Below are 20,733 nucleotides of genomic sequence, written 5' to 3' on the forward strand. Positions count from 1 at the left end.
GCCGTCCCGCGCAGTCTCAGTACTCCAGGTGCGGTGCCCGGTCCGGGGCCGGGCAGATCCGGTGGCCCGCGTGGTCGAAGACGTACAGGTGCGCGAGGTCGACCAGCAGCGGCACGTGCTGGCCGGCGCGGAGCCGCAGGTCGGGCCCGGTGCGCACGACCAGGTCGCCGCCCCCGCCGGCGGGCCGCTCGGTCTCCGGCCGCTGCCCCGGCGGGTCCAGTACGGCCGTCTGGCCCTGGCCGGAGACCCGAGCGGCGGCCTTCTGCACCAGCCGGCCCAGGCCTGCCGCGCCGCCCTGCCGGGACGCCGCCCGGGAGCGCTGCCGCCCGGTGCCCGGACGGGCGGACTCCAGTTCGGGCACGACGGCCGCGCGGGCGCCGGTGCCGAGGTGCACCAGCGATTCGTGGCCCTGGTACTCCACGTGCTCCACGACACCGCTCAGCACCACCTCGCCCGGCCGCGCGCTGCTCGGCCGGTCGATGCGCACGGCCTCCGAGCGCAGACCGACGATGACCGGCCGGCCCTGCTGGATGCGGAGCATCTGGTGGTCCCGGCTCAGCGGCTGGGGGAGGACGAGCCGCTGCCGTCCGAGGTCGATCCACATCCCGCCGTCCAGCGGTGCCACCACGGTCGCCTCCATGAGGTTGATCCGCGGGGTGCCGATGAAGGCGGCCACGAAGACGTTCTGCGGCAGGTGGTACGCCGCACGCGGGGTGCCCACCTGCTGCAGCACGCCGTTGCGCATGATCGCCACGCGGTCGCCCAGGGACATCGCCTCGGCCTGGTCGTGGGTGACGTACACGGTCGTCACGCCCATGCCGCGGGTCAGCCGGGCGATCTCGGCGCGCAGGTGCGAGCGGAGCTTGGCGTCCAGGTTGGACAGCGGCTCGTCCATCAGGAAGACGGACGGGCGCCGCGAGATGGCCCGGCCCATCGCGACCCGCTGCCGCTCGCCGCCGGACAGCTGGCCCGGGTAGCGGTCGAGGATGTCCTCGATGCCCAGGGTCCGCGCGGTCTCCGCGACCCGGGGCCCGGTGTCCTGCCCGGGCATCTCGAAGCGCAGCGGGAAGCCGATGTTCTCCCGGCTGGTCATGCTCGGGTAGAGGGCGAAGTTCTGGAAGACCATGGCCATCCTCCGGTCGCCCGGTGCCAGGTCGTTGGCGTACTCGCCGTCCAGCAGCAGCTCGCCGGAGGTGATGTCCTCCAGGCCGGCGATCATGCGCAGCACCGTGGACTTGCCGCAGCCCGAGGGGCCGAGCAGCACCAGGAACTCGCCGGGGGCGATGTCCAGGGAGAAGCGGTCCACGGCGCGCACGCCGCGGCCGTAGGTCTTCGAGACGTCGTGCAGGGAGATGGCGCGAGTCATGTGGGTTCCGCCGGATCATGATGATTCAGGAGTGACGGGCGACTTGCGGTGTTGCACGGTAAAACGCTTGGGAGGACCGTAGCCGAGCGTTCGCGGGCTGGGAACGGTTCGGTCGCGACCACGTTGATACTTTTGGCGCGTGACGACTCTCGCCCTGGGCCCGCAATGGCTCGACCCCGATTACCTCATCTCGTCAGCGGGCCTGATCGGCCTGCTGGCGATCGTCTTCGCCGAGTCGGGTCTGCTCATCGGCTTCTTCCTGCCAGGTGACTCCCTGCTCTTCACCGGCGGCCTGCTGGTCGCGGGCGGCAAGCTCGACTACCCGATCTGGCTGGTCTGCGTGCTGGTCGTGCTCGCCGCGGTCGCCGGCGACCAGGTGGGCTACCTCTTCGGCCGCAAGGTCGGGCCCTCGCTCTTCCGGCGCCCTGACTCCAGGCTCTTCAAGCAGGAGAACGTCGAGAAGGCCCACGAGTTCTTCGAACGGCACGGCGCCAAGTCGATCGTGCTCGCCCGCTTCGTGCCGATCGTGCGCACCTTCACCCCGATCATCGCCGGCGTCAGCCGCATGAACTACCGCGTCTTCGTGACGTACAACATCGTCGGCGGCCTGCTGTGGGGCGCCGGCGTGACCCTGCTCGGCTACTGGCTGGGCCAGATCGCGTTCGTCCACGAGCACATCGAGCTGATCCTGGTCGGCATCGTGCTGCTCTCGGTCGTCCCGATCGCGATCGAGTTCCTGCGCGCCCGCGCGGCCTCCCGCAAGGCCGGCCCCGGGCCGCTGCCCGGCGCACCCGAGTACGCGGACGAGGACGAGGCCGGCCAGCCCCCGCTCCAGCGGGGCTCCGGCGGGCGGCACCGCGCGAACCGTCGTTAGCGGACGGAGGGAGTGGGCAGTCGTCCCGCTGTGCCAGAGGGGAGGGTGACCGCACCCTCCCCTCTGGCGCACCCCGGCACCGTCCAGTGATCACGCGTCGAAAGGAGGATCCCGTGGCGCACCCCAAGGAGCCCGACGAGCCCGAGCAGCCGGTCGGCGGCTCGGAGTTCACCCCGCCGCTGGGCGTGGAACTGCCCAGGCCCGAACCGCAGGGTTCCGCCTTCGCCCGCCCCGGGACGCGGACCTCATCGCAGCTGTCCCACCCGGCCTTCACGCCCCCCGAGGGCATCCCGGTCGTCAGCCTCTCCAAGGAGACCCCCTGGCCCGACCGGATGCGCACGATGCTGCGCATGCCCGTCGGCGAGCGCCCCGCTCCCGAGCAGCCCGCCCGGCGACCGGAGGCGGAGGGCGGCCCACCGGTCCCGCGCGTGCTCGACCTCACGCTGCGCATCGGTGAGCTGCTGCTCGCCGGCGGCGAGGGCGCGGAGGACGTCGAGGCCGCGATGCTCGGCGTCGCCCACGCCTACGGGCTCGGACGGGTCGAGCCGACCGTGACGTTCACCCTGCTGGGCATCTCGTACCAGCCCTCGCTCGTGGACGCGCCGGTCACCGCCAACCGCACGGTGCGCCGCCGGGCCACCGACTACACCCGTCTCGCGGCCGTCTTCCGGCTGATCAACGACGTCACCGCGGCCGACCTCAGCCTGGAGGACGCCTACCGGCGGCTCGCCGAGATCCGCCGCAACCGGCACCCGTACCCGGGCTGGCTGCTGACCGGGGCGGCCGGGCTCCTCGCCGGCGCGGCGAGCATGCTGGTCGGCGGCGGTGGTCCGGCGGTGTTCGCGATCGCCGCGCTCGGCGCGATGCTGGGCGACCGGCTGGCCTGGCTGTGCGCGGGCCGCGGGCTGCCGGAGTTCTACCAGTTCGTCGCCGCGGCGATGCCCGCCGCCGTGATGGGGGTGCTGGTCGCCCGGTTCGGCCAGCACCTGCCCGGTACGAGCACCCTGCAGGCCTCGGCGGTCATCACCGGTGGGCTCTTCGCGCTGATCCCGGGAAGGGCCCTGGTCGCCGCCGTCCAGGACGGCCTGACCGGCTTCTACATCACCGCCTCCGCGCGCCTGCTGGAGGTGATGTACCTCTTCACCGGCATCGTCGTCGGCGTGACGCTGATCCTCTACGCCGGGGTCAGCCTGGGTGCCGGACTCGACCCGGACCAGGTCTTCCGGGCCTACGAGAACCCGCCGGTGCAACTGGTCGCCGCGATGGTGCTGAGCCTGGCCTTCGCCGTGCTGCTGCAGTGCGAGCGCGGCGTGCTGGTGGTCGCCGCGCTCAACGGCGGTGTCGCCTGGACGGTCTACGCGGCGCTGCACCAGGAGAAGATCGGCATCGGCATGTCGCCGGTCGCGGCCACCGCCGTCGCCGCCGGCCTGGTGGGTCTCTTCGGCCAGGTGCTCTCCCGCTACCGGTACGCCTCCGCGCTGCCGTACGTCACGGCGGCCATCGGCCCGCTGCTGCCGGGTTCCGCGACGTACTTCGGGCTCCTCGGGCTGACCCGCGGTCACCTGGACCAGGGATTCGCCTCGCTGACGAAGGCGGCGGCGCTGGCGCTCGCCGTGGCCATCGGGGTGAACCTGGGAGGAGAGATCGCGCGGCTGTTCATCAAGCTGCCCGGCGGCGCTGACCAGGCACGACGCCGCGCGGCGGCCAAGCGGACCCGCGGTTTCTGAGCCTTCCGGGCCCCGCCGCCTCGCCGCCCGGCGATCGTACGGGCAACCTGATGTTAACTGTCCGTATCGTGGTCGTAGTTGACTGTAATCGGTTTTAGGGGTTTCACTTCACCAACTGGAGTCCGTTCCGGGGCAAAACCCGACCTTTCGGAGGCATGGAGCCTTGGCAGACGAGCACCTGAGCCCGCTGGACCTCGCCTTCTGGAACCTGGACTCGCCGGGTCACCCCATGCACCTGGGCGCCGTGGCCGTCTTCGACCGCGACCCGGAGCACCCGGTCGACGCCGACGGACTCGCCGCGCTGCTCACCGTCCGGGCCGAGGCCGTACCGCGGATGCGGCAGCGCGTGAGGGACGTCTGGTACGGCGTCGGCGGCGCCGCCTGGGCGGCCGACGAGCACTTCGACGCCCGGCACCACGTCCACGCCGTCCGCCGGGCCGACGCCCGGGCCGCCGTCGCCGAACTGATGTCCCGGCCCATGGACCGCGACCGGCCGCCGTGGGAGGTCTACGTCATCGAGGGCGCGCCCGACGTGCCCTTCTACGTCCTGGTCAAGCTGCACCACGCCCTCGCCGACGGCCTGCGCGCCGTGGAGTTCGGCGCCGCCCTGCTCGACCAGGGGGCCCGGACCACGGCGGCCGCCCCCGCCCCGGCGGGTCCGGCGCCGGTGGCGCCGGCTCCGCGCCCCGGCGCCGAGGCGGCCGTACCGGCCCAGGTACGGGGGCCCGGCATCCACCTGCCCGCGCTGCCGCTGCCCGATCCGCGGCAGGTCGTCGCATCCCTGCCGGACCGGGTGCGCGAGGCCGGGCGCGCCCTGGGCATCGGCTCGGCCGTGCTGCGCGCCTCCCTCGACCCCGGCGGGCCCGCCGCGCTGGGCGCGGCCTGGACGCCCGGCGGCGCGGAGCGCCGCTTCGCCACCGCCTCCCTCGACGTCGACGACCTGCACCGGATCCGCAAGACCAGCGGCGGGACCGTCAACGACGTCGTCATGGCCGTCGTCGCCGGCGCGCTGCGGCGCTGGATGCAGGCCCGCGGCGACGACCCGGCGGGTCCGGGCCCGCGCGCCCTGATCCCGGTGGCGCGGCGCCGCCGCAGAGGCGTGCGCGGCGGCCGGGGCAACCGCATCTCCGGCTACCTGCTGCGGCTGCCGGTCGGTGAGCCCGACCCGCTCGCCCGGCTGCGCGACGTCCGCGCGGGCATGGACCGCAACAAGGACGCCGGACCCGACTCGGGGCCCGGTGCCGTCGCGCTGCTGGCCGACAGCGTGCCGCCGCTCGCGCACCGCTTCGCCGCGCCGCTGCTCGCCGCCTCCGCACGACTGCTGTTCGACGTGCTGGTCACCAACGTGCCGATGCTCGACGTGCCGCTCACCCTGGACGGCTGCCGCATGACGGAGCTCTACCCGATCGCCCCGCTCGCCCGCGGGCAGTCGCTGGCGGTCGCCGTCTCCACGTACCGCCGCCGGGTCCACATCGGGCTGCTCGCGGACGCGGAGTCCCTGCCGGACGCCGAGACGCTCGCCGGGGCCCTGCACGGCGCGCTGGCCGAGCTTCTCGACGCCTGCGGGTGACGCCCCCGGACACGCGTGAGGGCGGCGCGCCCCGGCAGGGAGCGCGCCGCCCTCGTGGCCGCGGGAGCGTACGGGGTCAGTGACCGCCGTGCTCCTTCAGGCGCTTGTAGGACGCCTCGATCTCGGCCTCGGCCTCGGCGCGGCCCACCCAGTTGGCGCCCTCGACGGACTTGCCGGGCTCCAGGTCCTTGTAGACCTCGAAGAAGTGCTGGATCTCCAGGCGGTCGAACTCGGAGACGTGGTGAATGTCACGCAGGTGCTCGACCCGCGGGTCCGCGGCGGGCACGCACAGGAGCTTGTCGTCGCCGCCGGCCTCGTCCGTCATGCGGAACATGCCGATCGCGCGGCAGCGCACGAGGACACCGGGGAAGGTCGGCTCGTCGAGCAGGACCAGGGCGTCCAGCGGGTCGCCGTCCTCGCCGAGGGTGTTCTCCACGAAGCCGTAGTCGGCCGGGTAGACCGTCGAGGTGAACAGGTGCCGGTCCAGGCGGATACGACCGGTCTCGTGGTCCACCTCGTACTTGTTGCGGGAACCCTTCGGGATCTCGATCGTTACGTCGAACTCGAGCACAGCCTGTCCTCCATGATCAGCACATACTTCTGGTGATTAAGTGTCTCCCACGCTTGTGTGTGGTCGCGAAAGGGGCTGGTCCGGGGTGCCCGTCTCGAAGAACTGGCAGGTGGTGGCAGGTTCGGCTGCCGCAGGACTTGCCGTGGCGCTGACGGCTGTGGCCGTAGCAGGACCGTGGGAGTCAGGCCAGCGTACGGCCGAACGGGCGATCGCCGCCTCCCGGGACGGTCAGGGGAAGCAGGCGCGTCCCCACAAGAAGGGCGGCGGGGGCGGCCACAAGGGGGCGGTCGCCCCGGTGCCGCCCGCCCCCGAGGTGCTCACCGCCGTGTCCGGGCCGCAGGGCGCGCCGCTGCCGACCAAGGCCGGACTGGCGGGCCGGCTCGGCCCGTTGCTGCACGACCCCGCGCTCGGCGCGCTGACGACGGGCGCCGTCGTCGACGCCGTGTCGGGCCGGACCGTGTGGGGGCAGGGCGCCGCCACGGCCGCCGTCCCCGCCTCCACCACGAAGGTCGCCACGGCCGTCGCGGCCCTGTCGCTGCTCGGGGCCGACCACCGGCTCACCACCTCCGTGGTCGCCGCGGGCAAGGACCGCGTCGTCCTGGTCGGCGGCGGCGACCCCACCCTGACCGCCCGCGCGAAGCCCGGCGGCGGATGGACGGCGGCCTCCCTGGGCACCCTGGCCTCCGACACCGCCCGCGCGCTGCGCGCCAAGGGCGTCCGCTCGGTGAAGCTCACGTACGACACCTCGCTCTTCACCGGCCCCGCTGTCCACCCCATCGGGCACAACGACAACATCGCGCCCGTCACCGCCCTGATGGCCGACGAGGGCCGCACCGACGGCAAGAGCTTCAAGGGCCCCGCCGCCCGCGGGTGGGACCCGGCGGCGGACGCGGCGGCGGCCTTCGCGGACCTGCTGCGCAAGCGCGGCGTCGAGATCGACGGCGCGGTGAAGGCCGGCAAGGCGCCCACGCGCACGCACGCGGCCGACCGGCTGGCGGAGGCGCGGTCCGCACCCCTGGCCGACCTGGTCGAGCGCATGCTCACCAACAGCGACAACGACATCGCCGAGGCCCTCGCCCGGCACACCGCCCTCGCCGCGGACCGCCCGGGGTCCTTCTCCGGCGGCGCCAAGGCCATCGGCTCCGCACTCCGCGAACTCGGGCTCCCGCTGGAGGGGGCCCGCTTCGTGGACGGCAGCGGGCTCAACCGCGCCGGCCACCTCACGGCGGAGCAGCTGGCGCGGATGCTGGCGCTGGCGGCCGACTCCGACCACCCGGAGCTCCGCCCCGTCCTCACCGGGCTGCCCGTGGCGGGCTTCACCGGGTCCCTGCGGGAACGCTTCACCTCCGCGGGCGGGGGCGCGGGGCTCGTCCGCGCGAAGACGGGCACGCTCACCGGGGTCAACGCGCTCGCCGGGACGGTGGTCGACGCGGACGGCCGCCTGCTCACGTTCGCCTTCCTGACCAACGGCACGACCAACCCCACGGCCGCGCAGTCCGCCCTCGACCGCCTCGCCGCCGGCCTCGCCACCTGCGGCTGCCGCACGTAGGGGGTTGTGGGACGTCGTTCCGCAAGGCATGGGCTCCCCCCAGCGGTAGCTGGGGGGAGCCCATGCCTCCGGCGAGCGGCCGACCCGCAACCCCGTTCGCCGCCCGCGCCCCCGCGAGGAACGCTCCCGGGGAGGGGGACAAGCACGTACCGTGAAGGGATGACGAGCATCGGTGGTGCGGAGATGGTCGACTGGAACCTCGCGGTCGCGACCGCGACCCGCTTCGTGCGGCCCGGACCGGACGTGAGCCGGGACGAGGCGCGCGCGGTCGTGGCGGAACTGCGGCGGCACGCAAAGGAGTCGGAGGCGCACGTCCGGGCCTTCACCAGGATGTTCGGCGATCAGGAGGACCCGGCCGACACCGGGACCCCGGTGCTGATCGTGGACCGCCCGGGGTGGATCAGGGCCAACGTCGCCGGCTTCCGCGAAGTGCTCAAGCCGCTGCTGGACAAGATGCAGGCGCGCAAGCCGGGAGGCCCCGGCGGCGCCGTGCTGGGCACCGTCGGCGGGAAGGTGACCGGCGTCGAGGTCGGGATGCTGCTGAGCTTCCTGGCCTCCCGCGTGCTGGGCCAGTACGAGACCTTCGCCCCCGCGACCCGCGACATGCCGGCTGGCCCCGCCGCGCCCGGTCCGGGCGAGCCGCGCACCGGGCGGCTCCTGCTGGTGGCCCCCAACATCGTCCACGTGGAGCGCGAACTCGACGTGGACCCGCACGACTTCCGGCTGTGGGTGTGCCTGCACGAGGAGACCCACCGCACCCAGTTCACGGCCGTGCCCTGGCTGCGGGACCACATCGAGCAGGAGATCCAGGCCTTCCTCGGCGAGACCGAGATCGACCCGTCGACGCTGATCGAGCGGCTCCGGGAGGCGTTCCAGGCCTTCTCCTCCGGCAACCGGCCCGACGCGGAGGAGGCGTCGGTCGACGCGGACGGCGACGAGGGCCGCAGCCTGATCGACCTGGTGCAGACCCCGAACCAGCGGGAGATCCTGGGGCGGCTGACCGCGGTCATGTCGCTGCTGGAGGGGCACGCCGACTACGTGATGGACGGGGTGGGCCCGGACGTCGTGCCGTCCGTGGCGGAGATCCGGGAGAAGTTCCAGCGCCGTCGGCAGAGCGGTGCCGGGCGGATGGACATGGCGCTGCGCAAGCTGCTGGGGCTGGACGCCAAGCTGCGCCAGTACCGTGACGGCGAGCGTTTCGTGCGGGCCGTGGTGGACGGGGCCGGGATGGACGGCTTCAACCGGATCTGGACCTCGCCCAACACCCTGCCCACCAAGCAGGAGATCGCCAAACCCGCGGACTGGGTGGCACGGGTGCACGGGCGGAGCGAAACCTGAGTCGACCCGGGGCACAACAGGCCCCGGGGCCTCCCGGTTCACCCGTCCGAGGGACCGTGGGCGCAGGGTAAGCGTGCGATGCTCGAGTATCGCCCGCTGTCTGTCACCATCTAGCTACCCTGCGTCATCTTCACCGTTCCCGACGCCTCCCCCAGCCTCTCCAGGAGGGAAACCGGACATGGGTCCCCACCCCGCGGTCGCGGCGATACGCCTGGCGGTCCGCCGCGTACTCCAGGACGTCCTGACCGATCACCCCGGCGGCAGCCCGCTCGTGCTGGCCGCCTGCAGCGGCGGAGCCGATTCGATGGCCCTCGCCACCGCCCTCGCCTTCGAAGCGCCCAAGCTCGGCATCCGGGCCGGCGGCGTCACCGTCGACCACGGTCTGCAGGACGGCTCTGCGGCCCGCGCCGTCGACGTGGCCGACCGGCTGCGCGGTCTCGGACTCGACCCGGTGGACGCCGTCGCGGTCACCGTGGGCCGCCAGGGCGGCCCTGAGGCCGCCGCCCGCGACGCCCGGTACGCGGCCCTCGACGCCGCGGCGGAACGCGCCGGCGCCGCCGCCGTGCTGCTCGGGCACACCCGGGACGACCAGGCCGAAACGGTGCTGCTGGGGCTGGCCCGCGGCTCCGGCATCCGGTCGCTGTCCGGCATGCCCGCCGTCAACGGCCGTTACCGCCGTCCCTTCCTGCTGCTGGACCGTGACACGGTCCGCAAGGCCTGCCTTGCGCAGGGCATCGACGTGTGGGAGGACCCGCACAACCAGGACCCCGCCTACACCCGCTCCCGGGTCCGCCACGAGGCGCTGCCGGTGCTGGAGAAGTCCCTGGGCAAGGGCGTCGTGGAGGCGCTGGCCCGCACCGCCCAGCTCTCCCGGGACGACGCCGACGCCCTCGACCAGTGGGCGGCCCAGGCCGAGCGGACCGCCGTCGACGCCGACGGCGGGCTGGACGTCGCCCGGCTGCTGACCCTCCCCGCCGCCGTGCGCCGCCGGGTGCTGCGCCGTGCGGCTGTCGCGGCGGGCTCCCCCGCCGGTTCGCTCTTCGCCCGGCACGTCGAGGAGACCGACCGCCTGCTCACCGCGTGGCGCGGTCAGAAGCCGCTCAACCTCCCGGGCGGCGTCGTCGTCGGCCGGCGGAATGGCAGACTGTTCTTCCAGGCCCTGTAGACCGAGCCGGAAGTTGTGCGGGTGAACGAGAACGACATGGGCACCGACCTCGAGAAGGTGCTCATCTCCAAGCAAGAGATCGACGCCAAGCTGGCGGAGCTGGCTGCGCAGATCGACAAGGACTACGAGGGCAAGGACCTCCTGATCGTCGGCGTCCTCAAGGGCGCCGTCATGGTGATGGCGGACCTCGCGCGATCCCTGTCCTCCCAGGTCACCATGGACTGGATGGCGGTGTCCTCGTACGGCGCCGGGACCAAGTCCTCGGGTGTCGTGCGGATCCTCAAGGACCTGGACACCGACATCGCCGGCCGGGACGTCCTGATCGTCGAGGACATCATCGACTCCGGACTGACCCTGTCCTGGCTGATCAGCAACCTCGGCTCGCGCCGTCCGGCCTCGCTGGAGGTCTGCACGCTGCTGCGCAAGCCGGACGCCGCCAAGGTCGAGATCGATGTGAAGTACGTCGGCTTCGACATCCCCAACGAGTTCGTGGTCGGATACGGCCTGGACTTCGCGGAGAAGTACCGGAACCTGCCGTTCATCGGCACCCTTGCGCCGCACGTGTACGGCGGCTGAGGCTCCGGGAACCCCGACGCCCTCCTCCGCGTTGGAGGGTGGTAACGCTGTTTGTTTATGGTCTCCGGCGACTTCGGGTGACAATGCTGGGGTACCGTCCGAAGGTCGGTTCATACACCGGATGCACCGGCGGCCCCCAGGCCGCGGTGCCTCACTGTGGCAGGAGGGACGGGGCGATTTCGCCCCGCATGGATGGACGTGAAGCGCTATTTCCGTGGGCCAGTCATGTGGATCGTGCTGGCTGTCCTCGCCGTGGTCGTATTGATGCAGGTCGTCGGTTCTTCCGGTGGCTACAAGACGGTGGACACCGGCCAGGCCATTGAGGCGATCAACAGCAACCAGGCCAAGTCCGCCGAGCTGACCACCGGCGACGAGAACACGATCAAGGTCGAGCTCAAGGACGGCGCCAAGGTAGGCGACAAGGACCTGGGCTCCAAGATCAAGGCGAGCTACATCGGCGACCAGGGCGTCGACGTGGCCAAGATCCTGCAGGCGAAGGTCGACGACGGCGACAAGAGCACGCTGCCCGACGGCTACACCGTCGCGCCCTCGAAGCAGAACGCCTTCGTCGGCATCCTGCTGTCGTTGCTGCCCTTCGTCCTCATCGTCGTGGTCTTCCTGTTCCTGATGAACCAGATGCAGGGCGGCGGCTCCCGGGTCATGAACTTCGGGAAGTCCAAGGCCAAGCTGATCACCAAGGACACCCCGAAGACCACCTTCGCCGACGTGGCGGGCTCGGACGAGGCCGTCGAGGAACTCCAGGAGATCAAGGAGTTCCTGCAGGAGCCGGCGAAGTTCCAGGCCGTGGGCGCCAAGATCCCCAAGGGTGTGCTGCTCTACGGCCCGCCCGGAACCGGCAAGACCCTGCTCGCGCGCGCCGTCGCCGGTGAGGCGGGGGTCCCGTTCTACTCGATCTCCGGTTCCGACTTCGTCGAGATGTTCGTGGGTGTCGGCGCCTCGCGTGTCCGCGACCTGTTCGAGCAGGCCAAGGCGAACGCCCCGGCCATCGTCTTCGTCGACGAGATCGACGCCGTCGGCCGGCACCGTGGTGCGGGCCTCGGCGGCGGTCACGACGAGCGCGAGCAGACGCTGAACCAGCTGCTGGTCGAGATGGACGGCTTCGACGTCAAGGGCGGCGTCATCCTGATCGCCGCCACCAACCGCCCGGACATTCTGGACCCGGCGCTGCTGCGCCCGGGCCGTTTCGACCGGCAGATCGCCGTCGACCGCCCCGACCTGCAGGGCCGCCTGGAGATCCTCCGGGTCCACCAGAAGGGCAAGCCGGTCGCCCCGGACGTCGACCTCAAGGCCGTCGCCCGCCGGACCCCCGGCTTCACCGGCGCGGACCTCGCGAACGTGCTCAACGAGGCGGCGCTGCTCACCGCGCGCAGCGACAAGAAGCTGGTCGACAACGCGATGCTGGACGAGGCCATCGACCGTGTCGTGGCCGGCCCGCAGAAGCGCACCCGGATCATGTCCGAGAAGGAGAAGAAGATCACCGCGTACCACGAGGGCGGTCACGCCCTGGTCGCGGCGGCTTCTCCGAACAGCGACCCGGTCCACAAGATCACGATCTTGTCCCGCGGCCGTGCTCTCGGCTACACGATGGTCCTGCCCGACGAGGACAAGTACTCCACCACCCGCAACGAGATGCTCGACCGGCTCGCCATGACCATGGGCGGCCGCGCGGCGGAGGAGCTCGTCTTCCACGACCCCACCACGGGTGCCGCGGACGACATCGAGAAGGCCACCACCACGGCCCGCGCGATGGTCACCCAGTACGGCATGACCGAGCGGCTGGGCGCGATCAAGTTCGGGTCGAGCGACGGGGAGCCCTTCCTCGGCCGTGAGATGTCCCACCAGCGCGACTACTCGGAAGAGGTCGCCGGGCTGGTCGACGAAGAGGTCAAGAAGCTCATCGAGACCGCGCACAACGAGGCGTGGGAGATCCTGGTCGAGAACCGCGACGTCCTCGACAACCTCGTTCTGGCCCTCCTGGAGAAGGAGACGCTGAACAAGGAGGAGATCGCCGAGATCTTCAAGTCGATCGTCAAGCGTCCGGCGCGTCCGGCCTGGACGGGTTCCTCGCGGCGTACGCCGTCGACCCGCCCGCCGGTGCTCTCGCCCAAGGAGCTCGCCCTGACCAACGGCACCCAGCCGACGGCCAACGGCAGCACCACGGCGTCCTCCCTGAGCAAGTCCGCCGAGACGGTGGAGCTTCCGGAGGAGCCCAACCCGGAGTCCTGACGTCCGCGACGTGGCCTTGGTCACGGACATCGGAATGCGTGCCGCGCCCCCCAGGTTTCCTATCCTGGGGGGCGCGGCGTTTCCGCGGCTCCCGCGGTGCATGCATTTCGGTACGTCTGAGGAACGAGGCACACATGACCGACCCGGTGACCCTGGAGGGCGATCTGCGCCCCATCGGCGAGTTCGACGAGAAGCGTGCCGAGAACGCCGTCCGTGAGCTGCTGATCGCCGTCGGGGAGGACCCCGACCGCGAGGGGCTGCGGGAGACCCCCGGCCGGGTCGCGCGGGCGTACCGGGAGATCTTCGCCGGGCTCTACCAGGAGCCGGAGGACGTCCTGACGACCACCTTCGACCTCGGGCACGACGAGATGGTCCTGGTGAAGGACATCGAGGTGCTGTCGAGCTGCGAGCACCACCTGGTTCCGTTCGTGGGCGTCGCCCACGTCGGCTACATCCCCTCCGTGGACGGCAAGATCACCGGTCTGTCGAAGCTGGCCCGCCTGGTCGACGTCTTCGCCCGCCGCCCGCAGGTGCAGGAGCGGCTCACCACGCAGATCGCGGACTCGCTCATGCGGATACTCGAACCGCGCGGTGTGATCGTGGTCATCGAGTGCGAGCACATGTGCATGACGATGCGCGGGGTCCGCAAGCCCGGCGCGAAGACCATCACCTCGGCGGTGCGGGGGCAGTTGCGCGACCCCGCGACCCGCGCGGAGGCGATGAGCCTGATCATGGCCCAGTGACCTGAGGCGCCGCGGGCCCCGGCCCGCGGCCCGGTCGGCGTCCCCCGTCCCCCGTTCCCCGTTCCCGTTCCGCGCTTCCCGCCCGGCGACGGAACCCGCCCGCCGGAGTTCACGTCCTACAGGGCGCAAATCTCCGACGAGAGCGGGGCGTGCGGTGGTGAACCGCACCGCCGGGGCGTGGTGGCTGATGTCTGTCGTGGCAGAGGAAGATCCCGCTGTCCGGGTTCCCCGGGACAGGGTGCGACGGCTCCCACGGCTGATGCCGGGGTCGGCGGCGCCCCGCGTGGTGGGGAGGGCGTGCGCGCTGGTGGGGCTGCTGGACCTCGCGGCGGCGGTCTTCCCCGGGTTCCGGCACAGCCGGATGCACGTGCTCGCCGGGGTCTTCCCGGGCACGGTCACCTCGGTGGCCGCGGCGGCGGGGGTGGTCACCGGCATCCTGATGCTGATGCTGGCGCACGCCCTCAAGCGGGGGAAGAAGCGCGCCTGGCGGGCGGCCGTGCTGCTGCTGCCGGCGGGCGCGGTGGCGCAGGTGCTGCACCGGCACTCGCTGGGCGGGGCCCTGCTGTCGGCGGTGCTGCTGACCCTGCTGATCGGGTACCGGGCGGAGTTCTCGGCGCTCGGTGACCCCCGTACCCGGCTGAAGGCGGTCGCGGCCTTCGCGGGGCTGAGCACGCTCAGCCTGGTGGTGGGACTGGTCATCGTCTCCGCCCACCCGGCGGCGGAGATGGGCGACCCGTCCTGGACGGACCGGCTGGCCGAGGTGGTCTGCGGGCTCTTCGGCTTCGACGGGCCGGTCTCCTACGCCACCGGCCAGGCCTCCGACGTCGTCGCGTACTCGCTGGGCGGGCTGGGGTTCCTGATCGCCGCCACCACCGCGTACCTGGCGCTGCGCCCGGCCCACCCGGTCGCCGAGCTGACGGCCGGGGACGAGGAGCGGCTGCGGGCGCTGCTGCGACGGCACGGGGCCCGTGACTCCCTGGGGCACTTCGCGCTGCGCAGGGACAAGAGCGTGGTCTTCTCGCCGAGCGGCAAGGCCGCGGTCTGCTACCGCGTGGTGTCGGGGGTGATGCTCGCCAGCGGCGACCCGATCGGTGACGTGGAGGCCTGGCCGGGGGCGATACAGCGGTTCATGGCCGAGGCCCGGGCGCACGCCTGGATCCCCGCGGTCATGGGCTGCAGCGAGACCGGCGGGGAGGTGTGGACCCGGGAGACCGGTCTGGACGCCCTGGAGCTGGGCGACGAGGCGGTGGTGGAGACCTCCTGCTTCTCCCTGTCGGGGCGGGCGATGCGCAACGTGCGGCAGATGGTCAAGCGCACCGAGCGCGCGGGGTACGTGTGCCGGGTCCGGCGCGTGGCGGAACTGGGCGAGGAGGAACGCGACGGGGTCCGCCGCGCCGCGGACGCCTGGCGCGGCACGGACACCGAGCGGGGCTTCTCCATGGCGCTGGGCCGCTTCGGCGACCCGGCGGACGAGGAGTGCGTGGTGGTGACGGCGCACGACGCGCAGGACGTGGTGAGGGCGGTGCTCCACTTCGTGCCCTGGGGCGAGGACGGCATGTCGCTGGACCTGATGCGGCGCGACCGGTCCGCCGACCCGGGGCTGAACGAACTGCTGATCGTGGCCGCGCTGGGCGAGGCGCCGCGGCTGGGCGTGCGGCGGGTCTCGCTGAACTTCGCGATGTTCCGGTCGGCGCTGGCCCGCGGGGAGCGGCTCGGCGCGGGGCCGGTGCTGCGGACCTGGCGGGGCCTGCTGGTCTTCCTGTCCCGGTGGTTCCAGATCGAGTCGCTGTACCGGTTCAACGCCAAGTTCCAGCCGGAGTGGCTGCCGCGCTTCCTGGTCTTCCGGGCCACCGGGGATCTGCCCCGGATCGGCCTGGCCGCCATGCGCGCCGAGGGATTCGTCACCCTGGCGCTCCCCGCGTGGGCCTCCCGGCGCCTGCGGTGAGCCGCCCGCTCTAGGCTGACCTCATGGGTACGATGCGCGGCCACGTGGCCGGATTGCCGTCCTGGGACCGGTGCGCGGTCATGGGCGTGGTCAACGTCACGCCGGACTCGTTCTCCGACGGCGGCGACTGGTTCGACACGGACCTGGCTGTGAAGCACGGCCTGGACCTCGTCGCGGCCGGTGCCGACCTGGTGGACGTCGGCGGTGAGTCGACCCGTCCGGGCGCGGCGCGGGTGGACGAGGCGGAGGAACTGCGCCGGGTGGTCCCGGTCGTCCGCGAGCTGGCCAGGGCCGGGGTCGTGGTGAGCGTCGACACGATGCGGGCCACGGTCGCGGAGAAGGCGGTCGAGGCGGGCGCGGCGCTGGTCAACGACGTCAGCGGCGGACTGGCCGACCCGGCGATGATCCCGGTCGTCGCGGCGACGGGCAGCCCGTTCATCGTGATGCACTGGCGCGGCCAGAGCATCGACATGAACAACCGGGCGGTCTACCGGGACGTCGTCGGCGAGGTCACCACCGAGCTGCGGCGCAGCTTCGAGCACGCGGTGGCGGGCGGCGTCGACCCGGAGCGGATCGTCCTCGACCCGGGGCTGGGCTTCGCGAAGAACGCCGAGCACGACCTGACCCTGATCGCCCACGTCGAGGACCTGCTGGCCCTCGGCCGCCCCCTGCTGATCGCGGCCTCCCGCAAGCGGTTCCTCGGCCGCGTGCTGGCCGGCGAGGGCGGGGATCCGCCCCCGGCCAGGGAACGCGACGCCGCCACGGCCGCCGTCACCGCCATCGTGGCGGGCCGCGGCGCCTGGGCGGTCCGGGTGCACGAGGTGCACGACAGCGCCGACGCCGTACGGGTCGCACGGGCGCTGGAAGGGGCTCGGTGAGCTACGTGTCCGACCGGGTGGCGAGGGGTGCCGGGAGAAGCGAACGAGGGGGCTTGGTGAGCGACGTACGCGAGCAGACGACGAGGGACGGGGGGACAGGATGACGCCGCGTACCGCCGAGGCCGCACGGGTCGAGGAGGCGAACCAGGCGTTCTACGACGCAGTGGAGCGGTCCGACCTGGACGCGCTGGAGGAGCTGGTGCTGACCGGCCCGCTGGCGGAGACGGTGTCCGTGGTGCACCCGGGCTGGCCGGTGCTGCGCGGGCGACGCGAGGTGATGCGCTCGTACGCCCTGATCATGGCGAACACCGAGTACATCCAGTTCTTCCTGACCGACGTGGAGGTGGCGGTCGACGGCGACACGGCCCTCGTCACGTGCACCGAGAACATCCTCACCGGCGGCCCCGCCGAGGAGGAGGGCGAGATGGGCTCCCTCGTGGGCGGCCTGGTGGTCGCCACGAATGTGTTTCGGCGCACACCGGAGGGCTGGCGGCTGTGGGTGCACCACGGTTCCCCGGTGATGGCGGACGGGGCCGACGAGGACGCCGCGGAGGACGCCGACAACGGCGGCGAGGGGTCAGCCTGAGGCCTTCTGACCACTCGTTCGAGCCAAGAAGTGGTGAAGGCCGGAGTAGGCCGCTGCGTCCCGGGGTAAGCGCGGGGCGGTCGGCCGCCTCCGTGCCCGGTACTGGGGACTGTCGGTGGTCGAAGGTACATTCGAGTAAGGGTGGAGCGGCCCTCCCCTCCCGCTGGGCGGGCGGACCGCGCCCGCCCGTCCGTCCGTCGACCAGCGGGAGTGAATCGTGGATCGTGTCGCGCTGCGCGGCCTGAAGGCCCGCGGGCACCACGGCGTGTTCGAACACGAGCGCCGCGAGGGCCAGGACTTCTTCGTGGACCTCGTCCTCGGCCTGGACACCGCCCCCGCCGCCGCCACGGACGACCTGACCAGGACCGTGCACTACGGCATCGTGGCCGAGGAGGTCACCGCCGTCGTCGAGGGCGAGCCCGTGGACCTGATCGAGACCTTGGCCCAGCGGATCGCCGACCAGGTCCTCAAGCACGACCTGGTCCAGGAGGTGGAGGTCACCGTGCACAAGCCACATGCCCCGATCACCGTCCCGTTCGCCGATGTGTCCGTCACCATCACCCGGAGGCGCCCGTGAGCTACGACCCCACCGTGCAGCCGGTCCCGGCCTCCGTCGTCGCGCAGGTCGACGCCGCGGACTCGACGCTGCAGAATCCGAAGTTCGCCGTCATCTCGCTGGGCAGCAACCTCGGCAACCGCCTGGAGACGCTGCAGGGCGCCGTGGACGCGCTGGAGGACACCCCGGGCGTCCGGGTCAAGAAGGTCTCGCCGGTGTACGAGACGGAGCCCTGGGGCGTCGAGCCGGGCTCGCAGCCGAACTACTTCAACGCCGTCGTCCTGGTCAGGACGACGCTGCCGCCGTCCTCGCTGCTGGAGCGCGGCCGGGCGATCGAGGACGCCTTCGCCCGGACCCGCACCGAGCGCTGGGGCGCGCGCACCATCGACGTCGACATCGTGGCCTACCAGGGCGTGGTCTCCGACGACCCGGAGCTGACGCTGCCGCATCCGCGGGCGCACCAGCGGGCCTTCGTGCTGGCGCCGTGGCTCGACATCGACCCCGCGGCGGAGCTTCCGGGACAGGGGCCGGTGGCCGGTCTGCTGGCCGGCGTGGGCCGCGAGAGCGTGTGGGCCCGGGGCGACGTGGAACTCAGGCTGCCGGAGTAATCGTTACGATCCCGTCGGTACGTTCGTCGATGTGATGTGGGGAGCGAGCACTCGGTGAAGGCGCTGCGCATCAGGACCCTGGTCGGACTGTTCGTGGTGGCCGGAGTGCTCTCCTGGGCCGGCGCGAAGCTCTGGGACTCGCTCGGCACCCTGCCGGGCGTGCCCGTGGCCGCGCCGATCGTGCTGGCGCTGATCGCCGCCGTGCTGGCGGCGACGGCGCTGTCGTTGCGCTCCAGGCTGCGCGCGCAGCGCGAGCGGCGTCCGGGAGCCAAGGGCGTGGACCCGCTGCTGGCCGCCCGGGCGGTGGTCTTCGGCCAGGCCAGCGCGCTGGTCGCCGCCCTGGTCGCGGGCATGTACGGCGGCGCGTGCGTCTTCCTCGTCATGTACCAGCTGGACAACGACCCCCGCCGTGACCAGGCGATCTACGCGGGCACCGCGGTGATCGCCGGCATCGCGGTCTGCGCCGCCGCGATCTTCCTGGAGCGGGTCTGCCGCCTCCCCGAGGACGAGGACGACAACCGCACCGGCGCGGTGGGCGGCCGGGCCTAGCCCTGTCAGTAGCCGCGCCGGACGTTCTCGGCGGCGGCGTCGGCCTGCCGGCGGGAGCGCCGTCGGCGCTCGGCCGTCAGCTCGGCCAGCGCGCCGTCGAGGGCGGCCAGGACGCGGGCCTTCGCGGGGTCGGTCACGCCGGGTGCCGCGTCGGCGGCCGGGCCGACGCGCAGGCCGAGCGCCCCGGTGAGGGCCGCCAGGACGGGCTCGTCCGCCGCCAGGCGGTCCGCCGCGCGGCGACGGGCGGGGGAGTCGCCCAGCACGGTCCGGGTGTCGCGGACCAGCCACCTCCGGTGCCGTTCCCGTACGACCTCGCCCCCGGCTTCCAGGGCGGCCAGGTAGACGTCGGCCAGGCCGCGGCCCCTGCGCCACAGCCAGTCGCCGGGGGTCTCGTACGGCGTCCGGCGCACCAGCGCGGCCGCGGCCTCCTCCAGCAGCGGGTCGGCGACCTCCGGGTGCCCGCCCGGCACCAGGCGGTCGCCCTCCAGGGCTACCGCCCCCGCGGCCAGGAGGTCGACGGCCTCGGCCGCGGCGAGGGCGAGGGAGAGGTCGCCGGGCTCCACGGCGCGTTCGGCGGCCCGTTCCAGGGCGGTGATGATCAGGTCCCGCGGGGTGGTCATGGAACGCTCCGCATCAGGAGGCTTCGGCGTCCGGTTCGGCCCGGCGATTGTCGCCCGGCCCGGTCCCGGCCGCCACCGACCGCCCCGCGTCCTCGTCGTCGCCGTCGTCACCGTCCTCGTTGACCGAACGGCGCAACGCGGTGTGGAGCGTCGCCGGGGTCAGCACCCCGGCGAAGCGGTCGCCATCCACGACGGCTATCCAGCCCGCGTCGTGCTGGAGCATCGCGCTGAAGGCCCGCTTGAGGGGGGCGCCGACCGGGACCCAGGCCTCCAGGCGGCGGGTGTGGTCGGCCACGGTGCCCGAGGTGAGGGTGCCCGCGGCGACGTAGCCGCGCAGCCCGCCGTCGTCGTCGAGGACGACGGCGTAGGGGTCGCCCTGCTTCGCCAGGACGGCCGCGGCCTCCGCGGCGGGGGAGCCGGCGCGCACGACGGGCGGGTGCTCCAGGTCGGCGGTCTCGACCGGCGTGACGGACAGCCGCTTCAGACCGCGGTCGGAGCCGACGAAGTCGGCCACGTACGGGGTGGCGGGGGAGCCGAGCACGGTCGCGGGGGTGTCGTACTGCTCGATCCGGCCGGGGCCGAAGACCGCCATGCGGTCGCCGAGCCGGACCGCCTCCTCGATGTCGTGGGTGACGAACAGCACGGTCTTGCGCACCTGTTCCTGCAGCCGCAGGAACTCCGACTGCAGCCGCTCGCGCACCACCGGGTCGACGGCGCCGAAGGGCTCGTCCATGAGCAGCAGCGGCGGGTCGGCCGCCAGTGCCCGCGCCACACCGACCCGTTGCCGCTGCCCGCCGGAGAGCTGCTCCGGGTAGCGGGAGCCGTGCACGGACGGGTCCAGGCCGACCAGTTCCAGCAGCTCGGCGGCGCGCGCCCGGCGCTTGGCGCGGGTCCAGCCGAGCAGGTGCGGCACGGTCTCGGTGTTCTCCAGCACGGTCTTGTGGGGGAACAGCCCGACGTTCTGGATGACGTAGCCGATGCGGCGGCGCAGCCGTACCGGGTCGGTGCGGGCGATGTCCTCGCCGTCCAGCAGGATCCGGCCGGCGGTGGGCTCGATGAGCCGGTTGACCATCTTCATCGTCGTGGTCTTGCCGCAGCCGGACGGCCCGACGAGGGTCACGAGTTCGCCCTCGCGCACGTCGAAGGACAGGTCGTCGACGGCGGTGGTGCCGTCGGGGTAGCGCTTGGTGACGTTCTCGAAGCGGATCATCGGGACCTCTCGTCGGCGCTGGGCGGTGCGGCTCACCCCCCAGCTTGGTACACGC

19 protein-coding genes are annotated in these 20,733 nt (G+C 72.8%); 15 read left to right on the top strand and 4 right to left on the bottom strand.

Annotated features, from left to right (window positions below):
• Positions 1-16: 16 nt before the first annotated feature.
• Complete coding sequence (locus tag ACFYYN_RS02360; RefSeq protein ID WP_500322712.1) at positions 17-1,366, bottom strand: ABC transporter ATP-binding protein; 1,350 nt, start codon at positions 1,364-1,366, stop codon at positions 17-19.
• A gap of 139 nt (positions 1,367-1,505) precedes the next feature.
• On the opposite strand from ACFYYN_RS02360, the gene ACFYYN_RS02365 reads away from it, so the two are divergent.
• The 3 genes from ACFYYN_RS02365 (at position 1,506) to ACFYYN_RS02375 (ending at position 5,537) form a co-directional block, all read left to right on the top strand.
• Positions 1,506-2,240 (top strand): DedA family protein, encoded by a 735-nt coding sequence (locus ACFYYN_RS02365; RefSeq protein WP_500322713.1) that lies wholly within the window; start codon positions 1,506-1,508, stop codon positions 2,238-2,240.
• A gap of 113 nt (positions 2,241-2,353) precedes the next feature.
• Positions 2,354-3,967 carry a threonine/serine exporter family protein gene (locus tag ACFYYN_RS02370; RefSeq protein WP_500544383.1) on the top strand — a complete coding sequence of 538 codons (1,614 nt, stop codon included), beginning with the start codon at positions 2,354-2,356 and terminating at the stop codon, positions 3,965-3,967.
• A 163-nt stretch (positions 3,968-4,130) separates the two neighbouring features.
• The gene (locus tag ACFYYN_RS02375; protein WP_500544384.1) at positions 4,131-5,537 is read left to right on the top strand and encodes a wax ester/triacylglycerol synthase family O-acyltransferase; all 1,407 of its coding nucleotides are present in this window, start codon (positions 4,131-4,133) and stop codon (positions 5,535-5,537) included.
• 76 nt (positions 5,538-5,613) lie between these two features.
• Here the strand turns inward: ACFYYN_RS02375 and ACFYYN_RS02380 are convergent, their stop codons facing one another.
• Positions 5,614-6,108 carry an inorganic diphosphatase gene (locus tag ACFYYN_RS02380; protein WP_431948302.1) on the bottom strand — a complete coding sequence of 165 codons (495 nt, stop codon included), beginning with the start codon at positions 6,106-6,108 and terminating at the stop codon, positions 5,614-5,616.
• A gap of 142 nt (positions 6,109-6,250) precedes the next feature.
• On the opposite strand from ACFYYN_RS02380, the gene dacB reads away from it, so the two are divergent.
• The 12 genes from dacB (at position 6,251) to ACFYYN_RS02440 (ending at position 18,848) form a co-directional block, all read left to right on the top strand.
• Positions 6,251-7,657 carry a D-alanyl-D-alanine carboxypeptidase/D-alanyl-D-alanine endopeptidase gene (gene dacB, locus ACFYYN_RS02385; protein ID WP_500544385.1) on the top strand — a complete coding sequence of 469 codons (1,407 nt, stop codon included), beginning with the start codon at positions 6,251-6,253 and terminating at the stop codon, positions 7,655-7,657.
• Positions 7,658-7,816: 159 nt separating this feature from the next.
• Positions 7,817-8,995, top strand: coding sequence for a zinc-dependent metalloprotease (locus ACFYYN_RS02390; RefSeq protein ID WP_499512523.1), 1,179 nt, complete (start codon positions 7,817-7,819; stop codon positions 8,993-8,995).
• Between the two features lie 178 nt (positions 8,996-9,173).
• A complete protein-coding gene (tilS, locus tag ACFYYN_RS02395) occupies positions 9,174-10,160 on the top strand; it encodes a tRNA lysidine(34) synthetase TilS (RefSeq protein WP_499512522.1) in 987 nt (328 codons plus the stop codon).
• Between the two features lie 36 nt (positions 10,161-10,196).
• The gene (gene hpt / locus ACFYYN_RS02400; protein ID WP_499516875.1) at positions 10,197-10,736 is read left to right on the top strand and encodes a phosphoribosyltransferase; all 540 of its coding nucleotides are present in this window, start codon (positions 10,197-10,199) and stop codon (positions 10,734-10,736) included.
• Positions 10,737-10,928: 192 nt separating this feature from the next.
• Positions 10,929-12,983 carry an ATP-dependent zinc metalloprotease FtsH gene (gene ftsH / locus ACFYYN_RS02405; RefSeq protein ID WP_500322720.1) on the top strand — a complete coding sequence of 685 codons (2,055 nt, stop codon included), beginning with the start codon at positions 10,929-10,931 and terminating at the stop codon, positions 12,981-12,983.
• A 134-nt stretch (positions 12,984-13,117) separates the two neighbouring features.
• Positions 13,118-13,726 (top strand): GTP cyclohydrolase I FolE, encoded by a 609-nt coding sequence (gene folE, locus ACFYYN_RS02410; protein WP_500322721.1) that lies wholly within the window; start codon positions 13,118-13,120, stop codon positions 13,724-13,726.
• A 187-nt stretch (positions 13,727-13,913) separates the two neighbouring features.
• Positions 13,914-15,671 (top strand): phosphatidylglycerol lysyltransferase domain-containing protein, encoded by a 1,758-nt coding sequence (locus tag ACFYYN_RS02415; RefSeq protein WP_500544386.1) that lies wholly within the window; start codon positions 13,914-13,916, stop codon positions 15,669-15,671.
• 23 nt (positions 15,672-15,694) lie between these two features.
• A complete protein-coding gene (gene folP / locus ACFYYN_RS02420; protein ID WP_500322725.1) occupies positions 15,695-16,549 on the top strand; it encodes a dihydropteroate synthase in 855 nt (284 codons plus the stop codon).
• A 100-nt stretch (positions 16,550-16,649) separates the two neighbouring features.
• Entirely contained in the window at positions 16,650-17,135 is a 486-nt protein-coding gene (locus tag ACFYYN_RS02425; protein WP_499512517.1) for a nuclear transport factor 2 family protein, read from the top strand.
• Between the two features lie 217 nt (positions 17,136-17,352).
• Positions 17,353-17,712 carry a dihydroneopterin aldolase gene (gene folB, locus ACFYYN_RS02430; protein WP_499512516.1) on the top strand — a complete coding sequence of 120 codons (360 nt, stop codon included), beginning with the start codon at positions 17,353-17,355 and terminating at the stop codon, positions 17,710-17,712.
• A complete protein-coding gene (folK, locus tag ACFYYN_RS02435) occupies positions 17,709-18,299 on the top strand; it encodes a 2-amino-4-hydroxy-6-hydroxymethyldihydropteridine diphosphokinase (protein ID WP_499512515.1) in 591 nt (196 codons plus the stop codon). The genes folB and folK overlap by 4 nt, the downstream gene beginning before the upstream one ends.
• 54 nt (positions 18,300-18,353) lie before the next feature.
• A complete protein-coding gene (locus tag ACFYYN_RS02440) occupies positions 18,354-18,848 on the top strand; it encodes a DUF3180 domain-containing protein (RefSeq protein ID WP_499516874.1) in 495 nt (164 codons plus the stop codon).
• A gap of 5 nt (positions 18,849-18,853) precedes the next feature.
• Here the strand turns inward: ACFYYN_RS02440 and ACFYYN_RS02445 are convergent, their stop codons facing one another.
• Positions 18,854-19,468 (bottom strand): GPP34 family phosphoprotein, encoded by a 615-nt coding sequence (locus ACFYYN_RS02445; protein WP_500544387.1) that lies wholly within the window; start codon positions 19,466-19,468, stop codon positions 18,854-18,856.
• A 13-nt stretch (positions 19,469-19,481) separates the two neighbouring features.
• Positions 19,482-20,678 (bottom strand): ABC transporter ATP-binding protein, encoded by a 1,197-nt coding sequence (locus ACFYYN_RS02450; protein ID WP_500544486.1) that lies wholly within the window; start codon positions 20,676-20,678, stop codon positions 19,482-19,484.
• Positions 20,679-20,733 lie beyond the last annotated feature (55 nt).

Origin of the sequence: Streptomyces sp. NPDC001902, from assembly GCF_042891295.1 — a bacterium.
GTDB lineage: Bacteria > Actinomycetota > Actinomycetes > Streptomycetales > Streptomycetaceae > Actinacidiphila.

Bases quoted from the DNA above. Each gene is read 5' to 3' on its own strand.
- ACFYYN_RS02360 (WP_500322712.1), bottom strand. From the start codon at position 1,366: ATGACTCGCGCCATCTCCCTGCACGACGTCTCGAAGACCTACGGCCGC.
- ACFYYN_RS02390 (WP_499512523.1), top strand. From the start codon at position 7,817: ATGACGAGCATCGGTGGTGCGGAGATGGTCGACTGGAACCTCGCGGTC.
- tilS (WP_499512522.1), top strand. From the start codon at position 9,174: ATGGGTCCCCACCCCGCGGTCGCGGCGATACGCCTGGCGGTCCGCCGC.
- hpt (WP_499516875.1), top strand. From the start codon at position 10,197: ATGGGCACCGACCTCGAGAAGGTGCTCATCTCCAAGCAAGAGATCGAC.
- ftsH (WP_500322720.1), top strand. From the start codon at position 10,929: ATGGACGTGAAGCGCTATTTCCGTGGGCCAGTCATGTGGATCGTGCTG.
- folE (WP_500322721.1), top strand. From the start codon at position 13,118: ATGACCGACCCGGTGACCCTGGAGGGCGATCTGCGCCCCATCGGCGAG.
- ACFYYN_RS02415 (WP_500544386.1), top strand. From the start codon at position 13,914: ATGTCTGTCGTGGCAGAGGAAGATCCCGCTGTCCGGGTTCCCCGGGAC.
- folP (WP_500322725.1), top strand. From the start codon at position 15,695: ATGGGTACGATGCGCGGCCACGTGGCCGGATTGCCGTCCTGGGACCGG.
- ACFYYN_RS02425 (WP_499512517.1), top strand. From the start codon at position 16,650: ATGACGCCGCGTACCGCCGAGGCCGCACGGGTCGAGGAGGCGAACCAG.
- ACFYYN_RS02445 (WP_500544387.1), bottom strand. From the start codon at position 19,468: ATGACCACCCCGCGGGACCTGATCATCACCGCCCTGGAACGGGCCGCC.
- ACFYYN_RS02450 (WP_500544486.1), bottom strand. From the start codon at position 20,678: ATGATCCGCTTCGAGAACGTCACCAAGCGCTACCCCGACGGCACCACC.